Origin of the sequence: Lacinutrix jangbogonensis (assembly GCF_000797445.1) — a bacterium.
GTDB classification, from domain to species: domain Bacteria; phylum Bacteroidota; class Bacteroidia; order Flavobacteriales; family Flavobacteriaceae; genus Lacinutrix; species Lacinutrix jangbogonensis.
In genome coordinates this window covers 139,568-163,948 of sequence record NZ_JSWF01000031.1, presented here as the reverse complement: position 1 = coordinate 163,948, position 24,381 = coordinate 139,568, and the positions used below count along the sequence as shown (strand labels likewise).

Annotated in this window: 16 protein-coding genes; all 16 read right to left on the bottom strand. The window is 32.8% G+C overall.

The features are described from left to right. Positions 1-20 precede the first annotated feature (20 nt). The gene (locus RH82_RS12455; protein WP_034061175.1) at positions 21-1,019 is read right to left on the bottom strand and encodes a cytochrome c oxidase subunit 3; all 999 of its coding nucleotides are present in this window, start codon (positions 1,017-1,019) and stop codon (positions 21-23) included. A 140-nt stretch (positions 1,020-1,159) separates the two neighbouring features. Next, on the bottom strand, positions 1,160-1,741 hold the full coding sequence (locus RH82_RS12450; protein ID WP_034061174.1) for a cytochrome c oxidase subunit 3: 582 nt from the start codon (positions 1,739-1,741) through the stop codon (positions 1,160-1,162). 2 nt (positions 1,742-1,743) lie between these two features. Further along, positions 1,744-2,634 carry a heme o synthase gene (gene cyoE / locus RH82_RS12445; RefSeq protein WP_034061173.1) on the bottom strand — a complete coding sequence of 297 codons (891 nt, stop codon included), beginning with the start codon at positions 2,632-2,634 and terminating at the stop codon, positions 1,744-1,746. A gap of 523 nt (positions 2,635-3,157) precedes the next feature. Further along, on the bottom strand, positions 3,158-3,649 hold the full coding sequence (locus RH82_RS12440; RefSeq protein WP_034061172.1) for a hypothetical protein: 492 nt from the start codon (positions 3,647-3,649) through the stop codon (positions 3,158-3,160). 9 nt (positions 3,650-3,658) lie between these two features. Next, positions 3,659-5,047 carry a hypothetical protein gene (locus RH82_RS12435; RefSeq protein WP_034061171.1) on the bottom strand — a complete coding sequence of 463 codons (1,389 nt, stop codon included), beginning with the start codon at positions 5,045-5,047 and terminating at the stop codon, positions 3,659-3,661. Positions 5,048-5,700: 653 nt separating this feature from the next. Continuing rightward, on the bottom strand, positions 5,701-7,800 hold the full coding sequence (locus RH82_RS12425; protein WP_034061168.1) for a hypothetical protein: 2,100 nt from the start codon (positions 7,798-7,800) through the stop codon (positions 5,701-5,703). A 124-nt stretch (positions 7,801-7,924) separates the two neighbouring features. Continuing rightward, positions 7,925-8,722 (bottom strand): energy transducer TonB, encoded by a 798-nt coding sequence (locus tag RH82_RS12420; protein ID WP_034061166.1) that lies wholly within the window; start codon positions 8,720-8,722, stop codon positions 7,925-7,927. A 117-nt stretch (positions 8,723-8,839) separates the two neighbouring features. Then, positions 8,840-9,565 carry an energy transducer TonB gene (locus tag RH82_RS12415; protein WP_034061165.1) on the bottom strand — a complete coding sequence of 242 codons (726 nt, stop codon included), beginning with the start codon at positions 9,563-9,565 and terminating at the stop codon, positions 8,840-8,842. 44 nt (positions 9,566-9,609) lie between these two features. Further along, positions 9,610-10,002: a VanZ family protein gene (locus tag RH82_RS12410; RefSeq protein ID WP_034061163.1), complete on the bottom strand. Its 393-nt coding sequence runs from the start codon at positions 10,000-10,002 to the stop codon at positions 9,610-9,612. Further along, positions 9,995-10,375, bottom strand: coding sequence for a glycine cleavage system protein GcvH (gene gcvH / locus RH82_RS12405; RefSeq protein WP_034061162.1), 381 nt, complete (start codon positions 10,373-10,375; stop codon positions 9,995-9,997). Before gcvH ends, RH82_RS12410 begins: the two co-directional genes overlap by 8 nt. A 72-nt stretch (positions 10,376-10,447) precedes the next feature. Beyond that, entirely contained in the window at positions 10,448-17,710 is a 7,263-nt protein-coding gene (sov, locus tag RH82_RS12400; RefSeq protein ID WP_034061160.1) for a T9SS outer membrane translocon Sov/SprA, read from the bottom strand. A 6-nt stretch (positions 17,711-17,716) separates the two neighbouring features. Beyond that, positions 17,717-18,298, bottom strand: a complete 582-nt coding sequence (gene ruvA, locus RH82_RS12395; RefSeq protein WP_034061159.1) for a Holliday junction branch migration protein RuvA — start codon at positions 18,296-18,298, stop codon at positions 17,717-17,719. Between the two features lie 51 nt (positions 18,299-18,349). Continuing rightward, positions 18,350-20,647, bottom strand: a complete 2,298-nt coding sequence (locus RH82_RS12390; RefSeq protein ID WP_034061157.1) for an NADP-dependent malic enzyme — start codon at positions 20,645-20,647, stop codon at positions 18,350-18,352. A 105-nt stretch (positions 20,648-20,752) separates the two neighbouring features. Next, positions 20,753-21,679, bottom strand: a complete 927-nt coding sequence (queG, locus tag RH82_RS12385) for a tRNA epoxyqueuosine(34) reductase QueG (RefSeq protein WP_034061211.1) — start codon at positions 21,677-21,679, stop codon at positions 20,753-20,755. Between the two features lie 62 nt (positions 21,680-21,741). Further along, entirely contained in the window at positions 21,742-23,070 is a 1,329-nt protein-coding gene (locus RH82_RS12380; protein ID WP_034061156.1) for a cytochrome P450, read from the bottom strand. 135 nt (positions 23,071-23,205) lie between these two features. Further along, a complete protein-coding gene (gene ruvB / locus RH82_RS12375; RefSeq protein WP_034061155.1) occupies positions 23,206-24,228 on the bottom strand; it encodes a Holliday junction branch migration DNA helicase RuvB in 1,023 nt (340 codons plus the stop codon). Positions 24,229-24,381: the final 153 nt, after the last annotated feature.

Genomic DNA, 24,381 nt, shown 5'->3' with positions numbered 1-24,381 from the left:
GAAATGACAATATTATTTTATTAAACTAAGTAGAAGAATGTGAATACAAATACCCAAACTAAATCTACAAAGTGCCAATACAATCCTACTTTCTCCACCATTTCGTAGTTCTTACGTCTTTCGTAAGTACCAATTATAACGTTAAAGAAAATAATAATATTAATTACAACTCCAGAGAATACGTGGAAACCGTGGAAACCTGTAATAAAGAAAAAGAAGTCTGCAAACAATGGCGAACCATATTCGTTTACTTTTAAGTTAGCGCCATGCACTACTAGTTTTCCGTTGGCTTTTAATTGTTTTAATGATTCTGAACGAGATAATACTGTTTTCTCACCATCTTCATTAATAATTTGATTTCTGACAAATACGTTTTCATTAGCAACCAAACCGTTATAAACTTCGTCTACAGAATATTCTGGAAGTGTACCTTCAGTTTCATACCAAATTCCATTTTTACTTTCGTGTTGTACTCTATCGCTATGACCTACTTTAACAAAGTCTGCTATAGCAACACGCTTAAATTTTTCTTCTCCATTCTCTGTAACGTACTCACCAAACTGTAAAATATTACCTCCTTTAGTTTGTACTGCTCCATATTCTCCTTTAATGAATGTCTTCCATTCCCAAGCTTGAGAGCTTACAAAAATTACACCACCAATAACGGTTAAGAACATATACCATGTTACTTTTTTCTTATTCAAGTGGTGACCAGCATCTACGGCTAATACCATAGTTACTGAAGACATAATAAGAACAAACGTCATAAACGCTACATAAATCATTGGGTAATTACCATGAAAGAAAGGGACGTGAGTAAAAACCTCGTCTGCTATTGGCCAAGAATCAATAAATTTGAATCGTGAGAAACCGTAAGCAGCTAAAAATGCTGAAAATGTTAAGGCATCGGAAACGATAAAAAACCACATCATCATTTTACCATAGCTGGCTTTTAGAGGTTGGTTTCCTCCTCCCCAAATTTTACCTTCTGTTCCAGTAGTTGCAACTGTAGTATTCATATAGTTGAGTTCGTTAATTTTAAATATTGCACAAAAATAATCATTTTCTTTTATTAAAGAAATGTTAAACTGTAATTTTTGAGCCTTGTTTTATCTGATTAGTAAATTCTTTTTCTTGTCTGCTCTTATATTATAAAAATCTAACCTACAAAATACATTAGTAAATACAAGAATACCCACAGTATATCAATAAAATGCCAAAATGTTCCAGCCAATTCCATACCTAACATATTATCTGCTGTATACTTTTGTTTAAAATGATTATAAATTACAACCAACAGGCAAATTAAGCCAACTGCAACGTGAAGCAAGTGAAAAAAAGCGATTAAAAATATAAACGACGCCTTAGGATCACTAGTTTCTCCTGTAAAATAATAACCAGCTTCTATAAGTGCTCTAAAACCTTGAAATTGCAGTAAAACAAATACCACTCCTAACACAAAAGTGGTTAACAGTAATATTGTTGTTAGTTGTCTATTGTTGTTTCTTAAAGCACGTTCAGCAAAAATATAAGCAATACTACTTGCTATTATTACAAATACACTGATTAAAAATACTTCTGGTAATGCTAAAGCTTTAGACCAGTCTGGACGTGTACGGCTAATTATTACTGCACTTGTTAAACCTGCAAACGACATGAATAATGCAATAAGGCCAAACCAGAGCATCATTTTTTTTGCACGTTCGTTCTTTTCTCTTAAAGTTCCTTCGGTTAAATCCATAATTATCTAATAAATTTATCTAGTACGTAAATAATTTGTATTAATGTAATGTAAAAGACACTAGCCAGCATAAGTTGCTTTGCTGCTTTTTCTGTCATTTTTTTAAATAACTGAATCGCATAATACAGCATAAACAAACCTAAACCAAAAACAACGGTTGCAGCAACATAAGACAATTCTAGTTTCCCTGTTACTCCAAACACTGGTACAATAGAAATTAATATTGTCCAGATTGTGTACATAATTATTTGTACAGCTGTGCCTTTATCTTGTTTTCCTGTTGGCAACATAAAGAAACCTCCTTTTTTATAATCGCTATATAAAAACCAACCAATAGCCCAAAAGTGCGGAAATTGCCAGAAAAATTGTAAAGCAAATAAAGTACCTGGTTCAATACCAAAATTATCTGTAGCGGCAACCCAACCTAACATAAAAGGTATAGCACCTGGAATAGCACCAACAAATACAGATAACGGTGTTTTTGTTTTTAATGGTGTATAAGCACAAGTGTATAAAAAAATAGAAATCGCGCCAAACATTGCGGTTTGTGGATTAATATAATACAGAATTGCAATCCCTAAAATTGTAAAAGTAGTGGCGACAATAAATGCTGTGCGCACAGACATGCGACCAGCAGGAATGGGACGGTTTTTAGTCCTATCCATTAAAACATCTAAATCTTTTTCTATAATTTGGTTGTAAGCGTTTGACGCTCCAACCATAAAATAACCTCCTAAAGCAAGGAGAAATAATGTTGTAAAGTTAACCTGTTCTACACCAAGTAAATAACCAGCAATTGAAGAAAAAACCACACTTAATGCTAAACGCATTTTCGTGATTTCTTTAAAATCTGAAATTAATGAATGTTTTATCGTTGTAGTTGCTGTACTCAATGCTTTGATTTGGTTTAAAGCGGTTTTAAGCGCTTAAAATTTTGATGCAAAGATACGTTGTAAAAGTAGATTTATAAAAGAAAACCACGAGCATTTTTGCTGGTGGTTTTCTTTTATAATAATCTTCTAAAATCTCAATTTTAGTTTGTGGACAGATCTGTAAGCAATACGTTTTTTTCTAGTTCCTGTATATCGCATTGGTAAAATATATTATTTAAAACTATAAATACCTGTTTGACTATTGAAATTATCCTTTGTTTTTTCAACTAGATAAATAGAGGGAATCAGTTTGAGCTGAAATACTCTGAAAGAAAAAAAAAGCACATAGTATTAAAATTGAATCTCTAATCATGCATATTTAATTTATTCTTCAATATAAAACATTCTAATAAAAACATTATTAAGTGAACAGTTAATCTCATTGAATGAAACAATCAAATCAATTAGTTAATTATCAACAAATGAAAATATTAATTAAATATAAAGACACAAGCAAAAGAAGCTTGTGTCTTTATATTTTGACTTATAAGTTTATTAAATTTTTGTTAGTCATATTCATGAAAGAAATATCTTTTATACTACCATTATATCTACTATAAAAAATCACAAACTTATCCTTATAACTTTTACCACCTTCTTTATGAGTATTTGGAAAGTCAGTAACAATAAATATTCTCTTATAGCGACTCAACTCTAAATGCATGTAACAAAAAGATTTGTTTTTAAAATACGAAATAGGCTCAATATAATTTATTGACTTTTTTTCAATAGTTTTACCTAACCCAAATAGAGTATGATGTTCTAAATCTGGAAAACTTATCTTAAAAAAATAAGTGTCGTGATTAAAGTCTTCTTCTTGGCTTTCTAATCCAAAATAAGCTTCATAACTTAAGACACTTGACTGGAAACTGATATTAGAAACATAAATATAGAGTTCTTCTTTTTTCAACTCTTCTTGACTTAATAAAGGTAATGAACTTAAAAATAGTAAAAAGATTAAAATTGATTTTTTCATAATGTATCTTTAGTTACAGTTTTTAGTATAATAGGTTCTAGCCGCAGTTTCAACAAAATTTTTCTTTGTTAATTCTAAAGGAACACTCTCAATATTGTTAGCAAAATCTTCTGTCTCTTCTAAACCTATCCATGTTATATAATCCATCAGCTCATTAATTGTGAAATCTCCATAGAGGTTTAAGTTGTCTCCATTTACATTAGTTAAAAAATCATCAGAAGAATCATGCAACCATGGATGTACAGATACCAAATTTTGTGCCATTTTAGTCCTATAACTTAATGCATTAAATAAATCATGATTCCATTGGCCATTCGAATTCGGAGGATATGCATTATATATAATGAGAAGTTGATTGAAAATCACATCAGACAATGTGAAAACATTAGTATTCCCATTGTTAAAAACTATTGCTCCTAATGTTGTTACATTGTTAACTAAACCTAATTGTATAAATCTATCCATTAACTCAGCATGAATACTTTCGTGAATTAATGTTAGCGCAATTTCAATTGCCGAAGCATTTTGTAAAAATGTAGGACTTACTCTTATAGTCATAATATCTCCTGATGCAATTACTAAATTGTTAACATCATAATTAGTATATGTAAAAGCATCCGTATTCCCTAATTGAGCAGGAATATTACCTACTTCAAATTTTATATCTCTTGTAAATTGACTTCCAAAATGATTACTTATTATGTCCTTAAATACAGTATCTGATAAATTTTTTAGTTTATTATAAACACATTTAGCTTTAGGATTATTATTAAAAGTTGAATCTAAAACGATACTATTTGGATAATCAACTTCTCCTCCATCACAAATAGCTTGAGCAGCTAATTGAGCAAATGCAGTGCTTGTTGGATTAGCATTTACAAAATCAACTAACGCTGTAGCTGCTGTACAATTATCTTCATCCCGTAAGCAACTAGTAAGCTCGGGTGTTAAACCTAAATTTGCAGCAACTGTAGAAATAATTTCGCTTGCGGCACACAACTCTGGTAAACAATCACTACTTCTAGAATTACAAGAAACTACTACAGTTTCATCTTGAGGTAGAGTTGAGCCACCAGCTCCAGATTGTTGCCCATTAGATGGGTTATTATTACTAGGAGTCGAATTACCACCTGTACTTGAAGGCATACAAGAAATGTTGTAATTGTGATAAAAACCATTTGTTGGTTTTGTTCTGCCATTACATTGTGCACCACCCATCCATTCTTGATATGTATGTTCTTCGCTACCACTACAAACAGTGCCTTCTATCCAACTTGAATTAACTAAACACATTGTTTCTGGATCCCAATACACTTTGTTGTTAGTTGCATCTATAAAATTACTGTTGTTTAATTCAGTAATTTTATTTTCTAAATCTACATATTGCCCATAATTCATAAATTCAATTTCTTCATCTGTAACATCATAATGTGCTAAAAACGCTTTGTAAGCACCATCTTCTTGTAAGCTTAAAAATACATTTTCTAGCCACCATTTACTGGAGTATTTACAACAGCAAAAGTATAAGAATGATAATTATTATTTGAATACTCTAGGTAGTTTGCATATTCTGTTTTAATTTCAATTCCAGTAATAGAATCTGTAATTGTTCTATTTAAAGAGGTTCTTTTAAACTCTTTTTTTTTAGAAAAGTTGTAGAATCAATTTCCTGTGCATCAAAATCGTAATACCTTTTTGAACTTAGTCTAGGCATCCTGAAATTATTTTCAGCTACAAAATTACAAAATGGTGTAGTATCAAATATTTTATGAGAATTAAAAACCTTTGAATATTTTATTAAAATTCCTTTTTTATAAGTTTCACTCTCAAGATAAATATAAAGAGTATCAACAGACATCTATTTATATAATTCTGTATCTTTTTTGAAAACGGCTCGAAATTGTTTCTTTTTCTGCTTGTCTTAGATTGGATATTCGTAGCAAATAATAGTGTCCATTTTAATATAGGATAGATTTTCAATTTCTTTAGAGAAACTGAAATTAAAAACCAAAAACAGCGTAATGATTAATGAAATACTTTTCGTTTTTATTCTACAAATCAAAATACCAATTAAATAGATCTGTTCTAATTCCAAAATTAAACCACACCGTACTGTTGTTTAAAACCGTCATAGTTTCGGCTTCAGGATTAAAATTACGGTAACTAATATTTGCAAAAACCTTTAAATTTGAAGCTGGATTTATTAAATAACCGCCTTGAATACTTGCGTTAATAGTGTTGGTTTTTATGCCCTGCCCAATTTCTACTCCAGAATCAAAAGGTCTATCCCTTTCATCCCTATAGATATTTCCTCCATAATTAAAATTATCTGTGCCATCGTTTAAATCGAAACCACGAACACCTGCAATTAGTTTGGCTTCACCATACCAACGTTTATATCTATAACGCCCAATTAACACCAGCTCTCTAAAGTTTGCTCCCCAAAGGTGTGCCATTGGCTGGTTATTGTGTGCATAGTTTAAAGTTATTGTGTTATGTGAATATGTATAAGGTCTTACGGCATTATATTCCGCTTGAAGCATTAAATCTTTCACTTTAAAAGCGTTATAATACTTAGCACCTAATTGTAATCCGAATTTGTTTTTCCAACTGCCATCTCCTCCTTTTACATCGCTTAAAGAAAATTCATCTAAAACAAACTGCGAATACATATTAAAGTTATCGTTAACCTTATATTTTGCTGAAAGACCAACAATAGCATTTCCTGCATCTTGACCAGTTTCAAACTCAATAGCACGATAAAAAATAATCGGGTTTAGATAATTAATATCGAAACCTCTATCGTTTGTATTTGCCCAAATTACAGATTCAAACAGGCCTAGATTTAGACGTTTATTTACATTCCAACTTAAATAATGATTAGCCATATATTTAGTTAAATAGGCACCATTTTCAGCAACTTCAGCTCTAACATCTTTTAACCACGTGTACGTGTTTGTATATTTTATTTTCCAAAACTTAGTGTTTAGTTTTAAATATGGGTATGGACTTGCTACATCACTTTGAAATAAAGAGCGATAACCATCTCCAATAAAATTCTTACCATGTCCAAATTGTACATTTATAAATTTGGCTGGTGTGTAAGATAGATACGCTTCTGCCACTGGATAATCGAAAGCATCAGTTTTAAAACGTTTAGCAATACCACGACCAGGAACTATGGCTGGTCCATCAGACGGTTTAATACTTTCCGCATATTGATTAAAATATTGTGCAAAACGACCTTGGTTTTCGTAAACTGAAGCTGAGAAATTAAATTTCTTACCTAAGCCTCCTTGCACAAAAACGCCTCTCGTGTTGTTAAAAGTAGAATTAAAGTCAGCATCTGTATCTTTTCCGGCTTGTAAATCGAAAATAGGATCTATTGTAAACCAATAGTCTTCGGCTTGTAATTGCACCAAATGCTCATTCCATAATTTTTTCCCTACCCAAGTCTGTGAGTCTTTCTTTAAGGTTTCATTTTCAGCACTAAAATCATGATAAGCAGAAATCTCTTCATACAAAAAAGGTTTAGACCCTGTATGACTATTAGTACCAATTAAATTGGTAGCACGATCGAAATTAGAATAGTTTTCATGCGAAAACGGTATATTTAATTGACTCTTATACTCGCTATTATCGTATTTTATATAATCTGTATTTACTTTATCTAATTCTTTCTTAGCCGCAATTTCTAAAGCATTTAGTTCTTCTTTTTCAATTTTAATTGCTAAATCTTCGATCGAAACTGTTTGATCCACCAAAGGTATTTTTAAGATGATTGAATATTGCTTATATGTTAAATTACCATTATAAGTTGCTGGGTCTACTTTTGGAAAAGCACTAATAACACGAATAGCTTCCGCTTTTAATTCTGGATAAATAGCATCCACATACATGGTTCTAAAACCACCTTCTTTATCGACTTCAAATAAAATAACAACTTCGCCTTTATAATTAGCCTCGCTAACGGCGTCTGGAACATTAAAGTTTTTAAATAACAAATTGAAAACTTTAGAATCGAAACATTTTTGCAAATTGGCAATTGGCTCTTCTTTACAAGAATCGAAAATAGGAGGTTTAATGTTATTGTCTTGAGCTATTGCTAAAGACTGAAAACAAATTATTAAAATGAAAGCGCAATACTTCATAGTATATTTTACATTTAATTTCGCCGAAAGATAACATTTTTATTTTTTTTATGAAACTCATTAAAAATTAAAAACCGTTACTACGAAAGGTAATAACGGTTAAATAATTGTAAAACGAATAGTTTTACTGAATATTGAATTGTATTGGAAGCATATACGACACCTCTACTGGCCTGTCGTTATTTTTTCCTGGTTCCATGGTTGGTATTTTACCTATTACACGATTGGCTTCTATTTTTAGTGCTTTATGATTTGCTCTTGTTTCAATAATCTCTACTTCTCCTAGCTTATTAATTTTAAATGAAACAACAATTTTTTGCTTTCCAGTTAAACCTAAATCAATAGCAACGTCGGTATCAAATTTTCTTCGCACCAATTTTGTTAGTTTAGAAGACAAACATTTTCTTCTTCCATTGTTAGTTGTTTCTTTTTCACAACCCGGGAAGATTGGAACTTTTTGCACAGCCATAATATTCATTACCGGATCAACATCATCAATTATTAAACTAGGATCGTCTGTTGAAATAATTGCTATCTTATTATCTGGGACAAACACATCTACAATAGCATCTACAGGTTTTAAAACCTTTGTATGATTATCTACAATTTTAATCACCGGCGCTTTAGCTTTTAGTTTCTTTGTTACTTTGTTCTTTTCCGGCTGCACCTCTTTTATTACTTTAAAATTTGGCATTACATAAACGAAATCTTCAGATTCCATTTCTTTCGGAGGATCGTAATGGTTTCCATTAGACGCAAAAGACATCTCTAATGCACCATAACTAGCTAACAAGCACAAAATTAATCCAACCTGAAAGTACAGCGTTGAGTTTTTTTGTAAATTTGCATCATGCTTTTGCGATTTTTGCACGTTTTTCTCGTTTTGGCGAACGAGATCGCGACTTTTCTTTGAATTGTTCATAATTATTAAAGTTTACATGTTAATATTATGAGGAAAACACAATAAGCATACCAAAACCAAAAAACCCGATACAAATTTGTATCGGGTTTTTAATTTATGCCACTTAAAACTAATTATTTAGTCTTGTACGTTAAATGTTATTGGCAAATCGAAAGTTACTTTTACAGGCTTTCCTCTTTGCTTACCAGGTTTCATTTTTGGTATTAAACCAACAACTCTTCTAGCTTCTTTTTCTAATCCAGGATGTGGACCACGTGTTTTTACATTAACAATATTACCCGACTTGTCTATTGTAAAACGTGCGTAAATACGCTGTTTACCGCTTAGACCTAATTCTTGACCTAAATCTAAATCGAATTTTCTACCAACTAATTTGTTGATTTTATCCGACATACATTTACGCTTTGCATCGTTATTTCCCTTTTCACAACCAGGATATACAGGTACACTTTCTATAACTGCAAAAGAAACTTCTACGTCTTCTTCTATTTCTTCTACTTCTACCTCTTCAACCTCAACAATTTCTTCTTCCTGAGTTGTTTCTGTAGATTCGATAACTGTTTCCTCAATTTCTGCCTCATCTTCAACAACATCAATAACTTCTGGAGCTGGTGGCGGTGGTGGCGGTGGCGGTGGTGGTGGCGGTGGTGCTTGATTTGTAATTGGGATTTCTTCATCCAATTCTTCATCAACATCTATAGATCTATTATCTACAACACGCTCATCGTAAGTTTTGTAATTGATAGCTGTATAAGTTAAACCTAACATTAACAGCATACCAACTGCAAAATAGAGACTACTGTTTCTACCTACGTTTGCTTTTGGGTTTTTCTTTGTTTCCATAAAATTATATTTGTTTATGCTGTGCTAAAATAACTATTTATTTTTCAAAAAAGCAAGGTATTATTACTTTTTAACACGCGTTTTTTTATACTTAATAAAAGTAATAAAGCAAATACCATTCCTATAACATTTGCAAAGACGTCATTAAAGTCACTTTGTCTACTAATTGTAATCCAACCTTGTAGTCCTTCGATAAGCACACCATATCCAAATGAAAATAGTCCTGCAAAGCCTAAAGCTTTACCATATTTAAAGTTGAATTTATAATAAAATACAACAAACCATAAGACCACAAAAATAAAATGAGCGAGAGCGTGCCCTACTTTATCGTTAAATGATGGCATATTTTTAACTACATGACTTATCTTTATTAAACTTAAAGCAGATAAGGTTAACGTGTAAAGAATACTTATAGGAAAACTGAATTTCTTAAGCACTAATTAGGGCTTTGTAGTCCTCAGCAGATAGCAAACCATCTAAATCTGAAACATTAGAAACCTTAACTTTCACCATCCAACCTTCACCATAAGGATCTGTGTTTACTTTTTCTGGCTCGTCTTCTAGAGACTCATTAAATTCTACAACCTCTCCAGCTACTGGTAAAAACAAATCTGAAACCGTTTTTACAGCTTCAACTGTACCAAACACTTCTTCTGCCTCTAAAGTTTCGTCAAGAGTTTCTACTTCTACGTAAACTATATCACCAAGTTCGCTTTGTGCGAAATCCGTAATACCTATTGTAATTACATCATCTTCTACTTTAATCCACTCGTGATCTTTAGTATATTTTAATTCTGTTGGAATATTCATTGTGCTATTTTTTTATTTTTACAAATGTATTTAATTGTTTTGGCTTTTCAAATAGAAAAATTATACCATTTTTTAATTACCAAAATTGTATCTTATAGTAAATCCAGAACGTATTGTTGTTTGTGGAAATGCTGTAGATATCGCATATTCTGAGAAGGTATAATCGAAATAGAAGATACCAGTTAAATTTTTACTAAATGCATAGTTTGCATTATACTTTAAACCGTATATGGTCTGTCCATTAGTAATTTGGTTGTTTTCTAAATCAAGATACCTAATAATGGTTTTATTCTGTCTAACCGATATGTTTGCCTCCATTAATAAATCGCTAACAATAGCTTTTTTAGGCCCAGCTAATTTAGATTTTATACGTACGTCTTTAATTCTATAGCCTAATCCTAACGTGTATTCGTTTCCTTGTATTTCGGTCATTAAATTATTATCGAAACTAAGAGACAATAACCTATCTTTTCTAATTTCAGCAAGAATCTTTATAGAGTTTTTCATTTCCATATCTATTCTAATTAACGGGCTAAACAATTCTGTTAGGTTAATATTGCTGTATAATTCTGCATTTTTAAAATTACCTGCTTGATCTAAATCGTCTGTAGGTTGAGATGCATAAGGCTGGCTATAATCTATTCCATTAAAATCTAAGTTAGTTCTAAACTGGTTTATAGTATAACTTGAACGGTAACCATGAGCTAGAGAGAAACGTTTAAAGCGTTTTTTAAACCATTTAAACTTCATTAAGCCTGTGTATTTAAGATCCCAATTTGGAATGGGCATATCTCTAAAAGCTCCTAATTTTGATTTCTCAGCATTCTGTCCGGTATATGCACTTAAAAACGCTGGTAACAATACTGCTTGACTTGTTTTTCCAAAACCTAAAGGATAACCATCTGCATCCACATCGTTTACATTTGCTCCTTTTTCGATAGCCAATCTTCTAGCCATTGTTAATCTGTTTTCTCTAAAAGCATCAAAAGCTTCAGAGCTTATTTCATCACTTGCTCCAAAGGCCGTTGGTAGTGTAAATGTGGATATGTTAAAATTTCCAAATATGTTTGGTGTTAAAGAAGTGTATTCGTTGTTTTCAATTCTATAGTTTTCTGTATAGTTTTCAGCATAGGTTCTTGAGGCTACTAAATCTATTTTTAAATCGTTAATAGGTTCTAAATTAGCCGAAAGATCCAGTTGTTTTGTATGATTTTTTGTGTATTGCTGATTAAAATCGGGAAACACTGTTAACCATCCATTTCTGGCTGCTAAATCTCGAATATCTCGTTGGCTTCCTAAAGTATAACCAAAAGTTGGTTTAGAAGCGCTAATAAAACCTGGTGTGTCCACAAAACCAGGAAGGAACGTTCCATTATTTTCAGAATAATTTGCTTGAATACGTTTTACAGAGGTTAAAAGACCAATTCCTAAATTAGCGATTCCTGTTCCAAGACCACTTTTCTTTTTGGCTTCTGGTTTTTTAGCTTCTTCTTTTTTAACTTTCCCTGGAAGGTTTCCAACTCTTGCATTTCTACTAACTTTACCATTATTCTTGGCTACACGTTTCTTTTTTAGACCTATGTATTTATAAAGCTTACGCATATCTAACGTAGAATTAATATTGTGCGTATTACCGTTTGATATAGAATTCCCTAGATCATAAGTTATACCATCATCTGCAACAAGTTCTCCAAATAAATCTGATCCTTTTTGCCATTGATATAGCCCTTGATACGCATAGGTTGCATTAATAAAATTAAGTGCCGGAAATTTATTAAATGGTATTTCGTAATTTAAACCTAAAGTTTGCGAGCGTCTGTTGGCATCACCAATATCAAAATAACCATCCCAAACATCTAAGCTTGGATCTTGCTCTCCATTAATTAAATTATCCTGAAAATAGTTTCTTACAATATTATTATTGGCTACGGCAAAGTTTAACGCTAGTGATTTCGTTAAGTTCCAGTTTATTGTAGATTGGAAATCAAAATTATAGTTCCTTCTAAATAATTCATCAAGACTAATATTATTACCTCCTAGTTCTAACTCTCTAAAACGTTGCCTATTAAACTGTCTACTAATATCTGAATTAATAGCAAAACTAGAAGGCATTAGATTAAGATTAAAATCTTTTAAAAGTTTTAAATATTTACTAGTAAAAAGCGAATCTTTCTTTTTAAAAGGCTCGAATATTTTTGGCTCAAAACTATAGGTATAACTTGCTCCTGTTCGCACTTGCTTATCTATCGAGCGTTCAATTTCGAAATCGCGATGTTCTACTTTATTATACGAATGGTTAAACGTTAGATTTTCTACATCATAGAAACGTGGTTTAGAATCTCCTGTTCTTACTTTTCTAACACCAATAAAATTGATACTTCTTCGTCTAGTATAGTCTTCAGATTGTTCTCTAATAATTTTCTTTTCTTCAGAAGTTTCCGCAGCATCAATTCTACTCTGAAGTCTTAAATCTTTATATTGTTGATCGTATTCTGGCGTAATTAATTCTTCACCTTGACCATAATTAAATGGGATTTGAATTCCCCATTTTTTGGGTAACAATTGCCCTACGTTTACATTGGTAACAACATCATATTGCTTTACATCTTCTCTACTACGTTCTTGTGGACCTTGATCTACAGAGCCAAAACCAGCAGTACTCATTCTACCTGTTGCACTTACGTTTGCAAAGTCGGCAAAATTAGTATCTAAACTCATTACTGCTGCCCAACCACCTTCGTTATCCATGTCTGATAGACGTAATTCATTAAACCAAACCTCGCCACATTGTGTGTTGCTAGTTCCATTTTTTACACCAACCATTAAGGTTCTTATGGCTCCAAAATTTGGATTTCCTTTTATTGCTAAACGATGTTTATCTCTACCAACAGTATTATATCCAGAAAACTCATTAGGGATTTGAACCAATTCATTATCAAAAATATCGTAAAAAGTAGCTGTTGCATTTGCTAAGGACCCATTTGCAATACCTAAAGATTTCATTTGTTCTAATAGATTTAGAGGTAAATCTATTTCGTTTGCAGTTGGCCATAATTGCTCACTAGAATTCCCTATAGAAACTTCTAACGGCACTTCTATTTGGTAATAATTTTGCGTTAAATCGTTACCCATTCTAATAAACCCTACTAAATCTTGATTTCCTAATCCCGGATTATCTCCTTCTTCGGCATGCATAAACATTCTAATACGTTTGTATTGTCTCATGTCCACACTAATATTCTTAAATACTGCTCTAGCATCTTTAGGTTTTAAATCGCAAACATTAACGACTAAAGATTGTTCATTTTGGTTTATTATTGTGTTATTATTGTTTAATTGTTCTGGTACAACTCCCGGAGGAGACTCGTAACTACCATCATTTTCTTGGGTACTTACTACTCCAACAGTAAAGTCTGTATCACCAAAATCTGGTGGAGTAAAACCACCATCTAATGCTAATTGGTAGCGTCTCCAATCACTACGTACTAAATCTAAAGTTCCAAAACGGAAGGTTGTTTGCTCTGAAAAGCCATTTAAATATAGTCTTGCAAAACGAACTGAACGCAAATCGGTAATCCCATTTACGGCAACTACATGATCACCTTGAACGGGCACTCTAAACTGATACCAACGCACTTGTTCTGTCTCTCCGTTTGGTAACACTCTTGGACGTGATTTTACATCTCTAATAAAGTCACCTATTGGATTACTAGATGCAATTTCGTCTATGCTATTTAAAGGTAAATTCTGTCTCGTAATTTCTAGCTCGTATTCAAAATAACTATCGATAGTATTCATCGTATTATCTCGATTAATATCTTCAACATCTGGCTGTGTTGTAGAACCTCTATCAGTATCGCTAAAAGTATCTGGTGAGTTACCTTGCATATTATTATAGCGTTTGTAACGTTCTAAAACGTTTCCTTCTGAACTAAGGTAATATTGATAATTATCTGCTGATGGATCTGGTAGACTACTAAATGCTGGGAAATTCACACTTTCTTCTGCATCATCAAAACCGTCGTAACCAACATCTTGATTTATTCTTTCTTCACCTGTAGTATCGAAAGCATAAATTAAGGCTTGATTTAAGGGGACTACTGTATTATAAGTTGTTGTTGGTAATAAATCTATATTCCCATCTGCTGGCAATCCATTTTCATATTGCTTTCTACCATCTTTTAAGACATCTTCAGAAATACTTCCTAAGTTAAATACTAATTTCCCTCCAGGATTATTTGGATTATTTAGAAAAGGATCTTGCATCCAAAACTCAATATACTCGACATTAGATTGCTCAAAATCGGTAGAGGTTAATTGTCTTGTTATTCCTGCCCAACCATTATTAGGATTAATAAGAGATGCACCATCTGAAGACAAATTGGAATCACTAAAATTATACGGTCCTCTTTCGGTTGGATAATAAGTTAGATCTAACGTGTTTAAAACAGCTGTTTGACCTTGCGCAATGTCTCGTTCTGGAAATAATTCAGTAACAAAAACACGAGAAGTATACAAATCGGAAACATCATCATCATCTATTCCTCCTGGTCGTTGGTTACTATAAAAAATAGGATCTATACTGTACCAATTTAATAATGCTCTATCGTAACCATTCTCAAAACCATCTATATCGAAAGCAGTTGTATTATTTAATCCTATTGGTCGACTTGATAAAAACCAAGACTGAGCCGATTTTAAATCGATACCATTTTGGCTGCCCTCAAAATCATCTATAAAAGCAGTTGCTTCGCCATTAAAATCTGTCCCTTTTGGTGCTCCAGGTAATAAATAAGCAAACTCTCCACGCACTGAAAGGTTTGATGGTGCATCTGTATCTATGTTTGGTAATTTGTTTGCCAGTCTTGAAAAGAAAGGTACTTCTGTAGAATAATTACCATTAAAACCTATAATGGTATTATTAATGGGCTCGTTATTATAATTTGCTTTTTGGGTGATTGGTCTTTCATTTAAATTAATATAAGTCGCACCAATTAAAAAATTATCATTAAACTGATGCTCTATATTTAAACCCGTATAACGCTTAGTTTGCTGCCCAAAAATAGCATTATTTTCTGTAGTTACTTGAATTGGTGTGTTAGATGCTTTTAAAGCTTCATCCAAAATCTGTACACGTCCTAATTGATAATTTACAGTATAATCGACACCTTCCACAAGTACACGACCACCTGCAGTTACTGTTACAGAACCTCTTGGCACATTAAATCCTCCTATAGGAATACCATCTCCTCCTTGAGATTTGTAACGTCCTTTTATTTGAAATTTATTTTTTTGAACCTCGTCTAAAGCAGCCGTTTTGGTTGCTTTATATAATAAATCGTAAACGTATTTTTCTTGATTGGCGTTAGTGTAGGTATCGGATTCGTAATCGAAAGCATTGTTTCCTTGATTACCATCGTTATCTAAAACATCGAATAAATAACGTCCAAAAGGCTCTACTTTAGTAAAAACTATTTTTCCATTTTGAGGAATTACTGTAATTCCTGGAACAAAATCGAAGAATCCATCTCCTTTTGCTTGTGGATCGTTATTAAAATTTAATCTATCTAAATTAAAAAGACGTAACAATGTCGTTTGTTCAATTGGTTCTCCTTCAAAATCGGTTCCAAATGGAGAACCATCTACAGCCGAAATATAATTTAATGGTGCAGACTCATTATAAAAAATATTTAATTTAAAATCTTCTTGACTTAATTGGTAGGCTCCAGTCGCGTAGATATTCTTCATCATTAAATCCCAAATTGGTTGAGTTATAGATGTGATACTACTTTTAAGAAGTTTTAATATTAAATTGTTATTAGTTACATTTGTTACCTCTCCATTAGTATTGGTTTGAACGTCAGTTGCATCAATACCATCGTTTGCAAATTCTCCAACTTGAAATACTTGTCCTCCAACAGTGTATTGAAACGCTACTGCTACAACTTCGTCATTATTTAACCTTTGATTTAGGGAGATATAACCTAATTCAGTACTAAGTGTATACTCTTGTCCTTCAATAAGCTTTCTACTGTTTTCTAGTTTAGCATAATCGAAACCTTCATTAAAACCAGGGATTAATATTCCAGCTTGTACTGTTGCAACATCTCTAATGGCATCTGTAATTTGCGAACCAGGTCCACCAATATTTGTTGGATCTAATCTGTTATTTCCATTATCTGGGAATGCACCTGAACCAGCAGTGACTACAACACCTGCATTTCCAATGATTGAAGATTCACCAATATCTTGAAGCGCTACAATATTTCTTACATTGTCCGTTCTATTACTTCTATTGGTTACCCAAACTTCTGCTCTTGTTATTTGGACATTTGTATTAATGTAGGGATAGTTTTCTAGTGCTTTATCATAATTCTCGCGGAAATATTGTGCTAAGAAAAAGTGTCTATTTTCGTCGTAATCGCGAATAAAAAAATCAAATTCTTCTAATGTCCCTCCTCCTTGTGCAACTACAGAGCGTGTATCGGATTTCTGTTCTGAAAATACAGCAGTAACAGATGTTTTACCAAACTGCAATTTTGTTTTTACACCAAATAAACTTTGAGCTCCGGAAATTAGAGAACTGTTTAGTGGCATATTTACATTACCAACTTCTATTTTTTGAAGAATAGAATCTTCACCTCCACCAAAAGTAGGATCGTATTCTAATTTTACTATTTGCTGAAAATCAAAACTTGCTTCTGTGTCGTAGTTTGCTGTTACTTGGAGTCTTGTTCCTACTTTACCTAATAAACTTAAGCTAATTCTTTGGTCGAAATCAAATGTAAAATTACTTCTATTTCTAGGTGAAAATGAAGGATTGTCCTGTTTAGTAAACAAGATCCCTAAATCCATCTCTAAAGAACCTTGTGGTACAAATTCTATGGTGTTACCGCCAAATATAGTTTCAAAAAGACCTGAATTTATATAAAATTCTGGCAGCAAATTCTTTTTTGCTTCTTCGGAATCATCCTTTTTACCATCGACAGCATCAATTTTATCTTTATAATAGTCTTTAAGGTTTTCTTTAAACACTAAATCTTGGTATTGTTTGGGTGTTAAAATAATTGGATAATTAATATTAAAATTACCTACAGTTTCTGTATACACATAACGATCTATAACTGGATCATACGTGTAATTTGAAGTGATACTATTAGGATTTGGCATTTCAATAGTACCAAAACTGAATCCTGTTTTTGTAGAATCTGTTTCTATTGTTGCATCAGGATCATCTACCACCTGTGCGATAGCGCTTAAGGAAAGTAATAAAGTTACTATAAATGGTAAACTCTGTTTAATTGATTTATGAAAGTATTGGTTAGTTGTGTTCAAAATCTACTATAATTTTTTTAAAGCTTGTTTAATTAGGGCCTCTACGGTAGCCTCAGGTTGGGCTACAACAATTTTATCCACCACGCGTTCTGCTTGTTTTTTTGCAAACCCAAGCACTTCTAAAGCAGATAACGCTTCATCTTTGTTGGTATTGCTTCTATTAACAGAAACTTCGTCAATATCGTAAATTTTAATGATTTTATCTTTTAAATCGATTATAACACGCTGTGCCGTTTTTACACCAATACCCTTAACAGATTGAATAAGTACAACATCTTCGGTAGCAATACCTTCACGAATTTGTTTAGGCGTTAAAGACGAAAGCATCGTTCTTGCTGTGTTAGTACCAATTCCACTTACAGAAATTAGCAACCTAAACACTTCACGTTCTCCTTTAGTTACAAAACCATAAAGACTATGAGAGTCTTCTTTTACTTGAAGATGTGTAAATAACTTTATGCTTTCCTGATCAGGGATTTGAGAAAACGTATTTAAAGAAATATTTAATAAATAACCAACACCATTACAGTCTATAACGACATCTGTTGGATTTTTTTCCACCATTTTCCCTTCAATATGTGTAATCATCTACAGTTCTTTGTTAAGCATTCAAATGTAATAAAATTATTGGACTAAAGACTATTTCGTTTTTTCATTCATTAATGCTTCTTTTCCTTTCTTCTGTGCATCTATTACTGCAATGGCAGTCATGTTTACAATTTCGTCTACACTTGCATCAAGCTGAAGAATATGCACTGGTTTACGTAATCCCATCATAATTGGACCAATAGACTCCGCTTTATTTAATTCTTTTAGCAATTTATACGTAATATTCGCCGATTCTAAATTTGGAAAAATAAGTGTATTTACTTTATGTCCAGATAATCTTGAAAACGGAAAAATATCCTGAAGCATTTTGCTGTTCAATGCAAAATCGGTTTGCAATTCTCCATCTACTAATAAATCTGGATGTCTTTTATGCAAATAAGACACAGCCTCTCGCACTTTTGTGGCTGTTTGGTCTTTTGAAGATCCAAAATTAGAATAACTCGTCATTGCCATTACTGGTGTCATCCCAAACATTTTTACAACTCCAGAAGTCATTTGTGCAATTTTTATTAAATCTTTAGCTGTAGGATTAATGTTTATAGACGTATCACTTAAAAACATTGGTCCACGTTCTGTCATCATGACATTAGTAGTTGCTATTCTAGTTGAACCCGGAGCCAAACCAATAAGTTCTAACATTGGCTTCACTATTTGCGGATAACTACGCGAATACCCAGAAATTAATGCGTCTGCATCACCTTCGTTCACCATCATTGCAGCATAATAGTTACGCTCTCTCATTAGTTTTTGAGCTTCCAATAAAGTTACACCTCTGCGTTTTCTTTGTTTCCAATAGACTTCAGCATACTTATTTTTTTGGTCAATTTGTTCATCAGTTTTTGGATCTATTATTAAAACGTCAGCATCAAACTCTATTTCCTCTTTTAAACGCTCAATTTCTTCTTTTCTTCCCAATAAAATTGGAATTGCAATACCTTCATCATAAACTATTTGCGCCGCCTTTAATACATCTATATGGTCTGCTTCTGCATAAACTACTCGCTTAGGAGCGGATTTAGCTCTATTTAAAAGCAGTCTAATAATTTTATTATCATTTCCTAAGCGCTCTAACAAGCTGTCTTTATACTTTTCCCAATCTTCTATTGGTTCTAATGCTACACCACTTTCCATTGCTGCTTTTGCAACTGCTGGAGGTACTTCTCCAATAAGTCTTGGGTCGAATGGTTTTGGTATAATATAATCCTTACCAAAGGTTAGTCTGGTTTCATTATATGCAATGTTTACTTGCTCTGGAACGGGTTCTTTAGCCAAATTAGCTAAAGCTTTTACGGCAGCCATTTTCATGGCTTCGTTAATTTTTGTTGCACGAACATCTAAAGCTCCTCTGAAAATGAATGGAAAACCAAGGACATTATTTACTTGATTAGGATGGTCGCTACGCCCAGTAGCCATAATAATATCATCTCTGGTATCAATAGCTAATTGGTATTTTATTTCTGGATCTGGGTTTGCCATTGCAAAAACAATTGGGTTTTTAGCCATTGTTTTTAACATCTCTGGAAACACTATATCTGAAGTTGATAAGCCAATAAAAACATCAGCATCTTGCATGGCTTCAGTAAGCGTGTCTATTTTTCTATGTGTCGCAAATTCTGCTTTTTGAGAGGTTAAATTATCCCTATCGTCTCTAATAACACCTTTACTATCTAACATCACAACGTTCTCGCGTTTTGCTCCAAATGCTAAATACAATCGTGTACAAGAAATTGCTGCAGCTCCTGCACCGCTAACTACTATTTTAACGTTTTCTATCTTTTTTTCGGATAACTCTAATGCGTTTAATAATGCTGCTGCCGAAATTATTGCAGTACCATGTTGGTCGTCATGCATTACAGGAATATCCAGTTCTGCTTTTAAACGTCTTTCAATTTCAAAAGCTTCAGGTGCTTTTATGTCTTCAAGATTTATTCCACCAAATGTTGGTGCAATCATTTTTACTGTTTGAATAAACATTTCTACATCTTCTGTACCTACTTCAATATCGAAAACATCAATATCTGCAAATATTTTAAAAAGTAAACCTTTACCTTCCATTACTGGTTTTGAAGCTTCTGGTCCAATATTACCTAGACCTAAAACAGCTGTTCCGTTGGAAATCACAGCTACTAAGTTTCCTTTTGCGGTATATTTATAGACGTTATTTACGTCTTTTTCAATTTCTAAACAAGGCTCTGCAACACCTGGAGAATAGGCTAAAGCCAAATCTCTTTGACTTGCATATTTCTTGGTTGGCACTACTTTTATTTTACCTGGAGTTGGCTTGGCATGATATACCAAGGCTTCTCTTCTTTTACTTTGTTTACTCATAATTTTTTATTGTGACACGAAATACAAATGTAAGGTTTTTGGTGTAAAAGGAAAGAAGAATTGAAGAAAGAGAAAAGAAAAGAGAAGTGACTATTGCTATTAAAATTAATCCTTCAAAAAGTCAATATTACGTTTCAAGCCTTCAAATTTTGTGCGTTTCACTGCAGATTTTTGAAACACTTTTTTAAAAACATCTTCTGTTATTTCCGCCCAATCCTTTTTAGTCATGTCTAACAATTCTGGATGTGGATTAAAAAGTGGTTCATTATGTGATTTTGAGAATTTGTTCCATGGACAAACATCCTGGCAAATATCGCAACCAAACATCCAATCGTCAAACTTACCTTTCATGGTGTTTGGCAATTGATCTTTAAGCTCTATTGTAAAATAGCTAATACATTTACTACCATCTACAATATAAGGGTCTACAATAGCCTGTGTTGGACAAGCGTCTATGCATGCAGTGCATGTTCCACAATGATCTGTTGTTACATGGTCGTACTCTAAGTCCAAATCGATAATAAGTTCCGCAATAAAATAAAACGACCCTACTTGTTGCGTGAGTAAATTACTGTGCTTACCAATCCAACCTAAACCTGATTTTGCTGCCCACGCCTTGTCTAAAACGGGTGCAGAATCTACAAAGGCTCTTCCGCTTACTTCACCTATTTCATCTTGAATAAAGTGTGTGAGTTCTTTTAATTTCGTTTTTATAACATGATGGTAATCGTGACCATAAGCATACTTAGATAATTTTGGTGCTTCAGCATCTTTTTGTGTTTCCGAAGGATAATAATTAAGTAATAAAGAAATCACACTTTTAGAATCTTCAACTAATTTTGTTGGGTCTAAACGTTTATCGAAATGATTTTCCATATAACGCATTTCGCCATTCCTGTTTTTATTTAACCAGTTCTCTAAACGTGGCGCTTCTGCTTCCAAAAATTCTGATTTACTAATACCACAGGACAAAAAACCCAAGCGTTTTGCTTCGGATTTAATTTGCTTTGCTCTTTCTCTTCCTTTCTCAATATGGGAAAGAGAACTTAAGCTTTGTTTACTCCTCTGATTCACAATAATTTTTCTAGTTACTACTAATTTCTTTGTTCAAATTTAAGAAAAGCATTTTTCGGCTTTAGTGTTATTAGTGGCGTTATACCAATAGTTTCGAATTCTGGTAAGATTTTATAGGTTTTCACTAATTCGGTGACCGCAATAATCATTTCAAACATTGCAAAATTATTACCTATACATTTTCTTGGTCCTGCTCCAAAAGGAAAATATTGAGCAGAAAATTGGCGACTACCTTCACTAAAACGTTCTGGAGAGAACGCTTCTGGATTGACCCATAATTTAGGATGTCTGTGCATTTCATAAACCGAAAACAATAAATTACAACCAGGCTTAAACTCCATATTATTAAAATGGTCTGTTTCAATGTTAACGCGGTCTATAAAATAGGCTGGTGGATATAATCTCATCGATTCTTCTAACACCTGCTGACAAACTTTTGAGGTTGCAATTCGCGTCATTAAATCGGCTTGGTCACCACCTAAACTTTGAAACTCTTCGTAAATTTTATCTTGCCATTCTGGATGCTTTGCCAATAATTGACAAGTGAATGTTAGCGAGTTAGACGTCGTCTCGTGTCCTGCTGTGAAGATAATTAAAATTTCATCAATAAGCTGTTCTTCGGACATACCTGAACCGTCTTCATATCTCGTTTCTAATAACATGTCTAATAAATCGCCATAATGATTTCCAGACAATTTTCGTTCTTCAACAATACGTTTTAAAATGGTTCTCGCTTCGTTAGAAAGCTTCATGTATTTATCTAACGTCCCGCTTATTTTAAACCACCATCCTAAATACGGTTGGCGTAACTCTCTAACCAACATGCGCTGATTGGCTTCGGTTATGTATTGTAACCTTTCCATATCGTTAGCGTTTGCTGCCTTTGTAAATAGTGATTTTACAACTGTTTGAAAGGCTAAGTCATTAAGAATAGGAAAAACGTCTATTGTAGTATTGGCTTCAATCTTTTCGTACTCCGAAACTATTGTTTCTTGCATGCCACTCAATAAATTCTCAAGCTGTTTTTTATGAAAAGCAGGTTGCATCATTTTGCGCTGTTTTTTCCACTTTTCACCTTCGGATGTTAATAAGCCTTCACCTACATATTTAACCAAATCTTCAGTTTGAATTTTGGACTTGACGTAATTTCTTTGATTTTTCTGAAGTACATATTGTGCAAATGCAGCATCCCGACAAAAATATATTTTAGAATTAAAACCTACATTCAACTTAAAAATATCGCCTTTTAAGTTGAAATTTTTATTATGAAATGGTAATGGGTTTTTAAGTATTTCTACTGAATGCTTTATGAACTTAAGTAACGAAACTTCTGGTATTTCTCGTTTCATTTATATTATTTCTAGTATTCTTAATCCTTTCTGAAGCAAAGGAAACCGTTATGTATTCGTTTATTAATTTCTAGTTACCTAATGAAGGTTATTTATTTGCTAAGATGCTGAAACAAATTAAGAAGGACAAACATGTTAAAATAACCCGCCTTGCGTTGGTCCTTTTATCTTGCCTAAGTGTTTATAAGCTAATTCTGTAACTTCACGTCCACGAGGTGTTCGCATAATAAAACCTTGTTGTATTAAAAAAGGTTCGTAAACCTCTTCAATGGTTTCAGAACTTTCACTCACAGCTGTTGCAATGGTTGAAACGCCAACAGGTCCACCTTTAAATTTATCTATTATAGTTGATAATATTTTATTATCCATTTCATCTAAACCATAAGCATCTACATTTAGTGCTTCTAAAGAATATTTGGCAATTTTTATATCTATACTTCCATTCCCTTTTATTTGTGCAAAATCACGAACTCTGCGCAGTAAAGCATTTGCTATTCTTGGAGTACCTCTGCTTCTACCAGCTATTTCAATTGCAGCTTCCATAGCTATTGGAACATTTAATATTTGTGCACTTCGTTGCACGATTGTACTTAATAGTTCGGTTGAGTAATATTGTAATCGGCTTTGTATTCCAAAACGTGCGCGCATTGGAGCTGTTAACAATCCAGAACGTGTGGTGGCACCAACTAAAGTAAACGGATTTAAATTTAACTGAACCGTTCTTGCGTTTGGTCCAGATTCGATCATGATATCAATTTTAAAATCTTCCATTGCAGAGTATAAATATTCTTCTACAATTGGACTTAATCTGTGGATTTCGTCTATAAATAATACATCTCTGTCGTCAAGATTAGTAAGTAGTCCTGCTAAATCACCTGGTTTGTCTAAAACAGGACCAGAGGTTACTTTAATTCCAACATTTAACTCGTTTGCTAAAATGTTTGCTAGTGTTGTTTTACCTAATCCTGGAGGACCATGAAATAATGTATGATCTAATGCCTCTTCTCTTTGATTAGCAGCTTGAACAAAGACTTTTAAATTTTCTAACACTTGATCTTGACCCGCAAAATCTTCAAAAGATAAGGGCCTTAATGTTTTTTCGATATCGAATTCTTCCGAAGAAAAATTCTCGTTTGATGGATCTAGGTTTTCGTTCATGTTTACCGTTAAAAATAAACTCCTGTATTCACAGAAATAGTAAGGAGAAACTGAAACAAATTCAGTACAAGCAAATATAAAGAAAAAGCCTTTCAGTTTATAAATACACTGAAAGGCTTTTTAATATGTTTTGTTATCTATATTTTGAGATGA

Bases quoted from the DNA above. Each gene is read 5' to 3' on its own strand.
- RH82_RS12455 (WP_034061175.1), bottom strand. From the start codon at position 1,019: ATGAATACTACAGTTGCAACTACTGGAACAGAAGGTAAAATTTGGGGA.
- RH82_RS12450 (WP_034061174.1), bottom strand. From the start codon at position 1,741: ATGGATTTAACCGAAGGAACTTTAAGAGAAAAGAACGAACGTGCAAAA.
- RH82_RS12440 (WP_034061172.1), bottom strand. From the start codon at position 3,649: ATGAAAAAATCAATTTTAATCTTTTTACTATTTTTAAGTTCATTACCT.
- RH82_RS12435 (WP_034061171.1), bottom strand. From the start codon at position 5,047: ATGAATTATGGGCAATATGTAGATTTAGAAAATAAAATTACTGAATTA.
- RH82_RS12425 (WP_034061168.1), bottom strand. From the start codon at position 7,800: ATGAAGTATTGCGCTTTCATTTTAATAATTTGTTTTCAGTCTTTAGCA.
- RH82_RS12420 (WP_034061166.1), bottom strand. From the start codon at position 8,722: ATGAACAATTCAAAGAAAAGTCGCGATCTCGTTCGCCAAAACGAGAAA.
- RH82_RS12415 (WP_034061165.1), bottom strand. From the start codon at position 9,565: ATGGAAACAAAGAAAAACCCAAAAGCAAACGTAGGTAGAAACAGTAGT.
- gcvH (WP_034061162.1), bottom strand. From the start codon at position 10,375: ATGAATATTCCAACAGAATTAAAATATACTAAAGATCACGAGTGGATT.
- ruvA (WP_034061159.1), bottom strand. From the start codon at position 18,298: ATGATTACACATATTGAAGGGAAAATGGTGGAAAAAAATCCAACAGAT.
- RH82_RS12390 (WP_034061157.1), bottom strand. From the start codon at position 20,647: ATGAGTAAACAAAGTAAAAGAAGAGAAGCCTTGGTATATCATGCCAAG.
- RH82_RS12380 (WP_034061156.1), bottom strand. From the start codon at position 23,070: ATGAAACGAGAAATACCAGAAGTTTCGTTACTTAAGTTCATAAAGCAT.
- ruvB (WP_034061155.1), bottom strand. From the start codon at position 24,228: ATGAACGAAAACCTAGATCCATCAAACGAGAATTTTTCTTCGGAAGAA.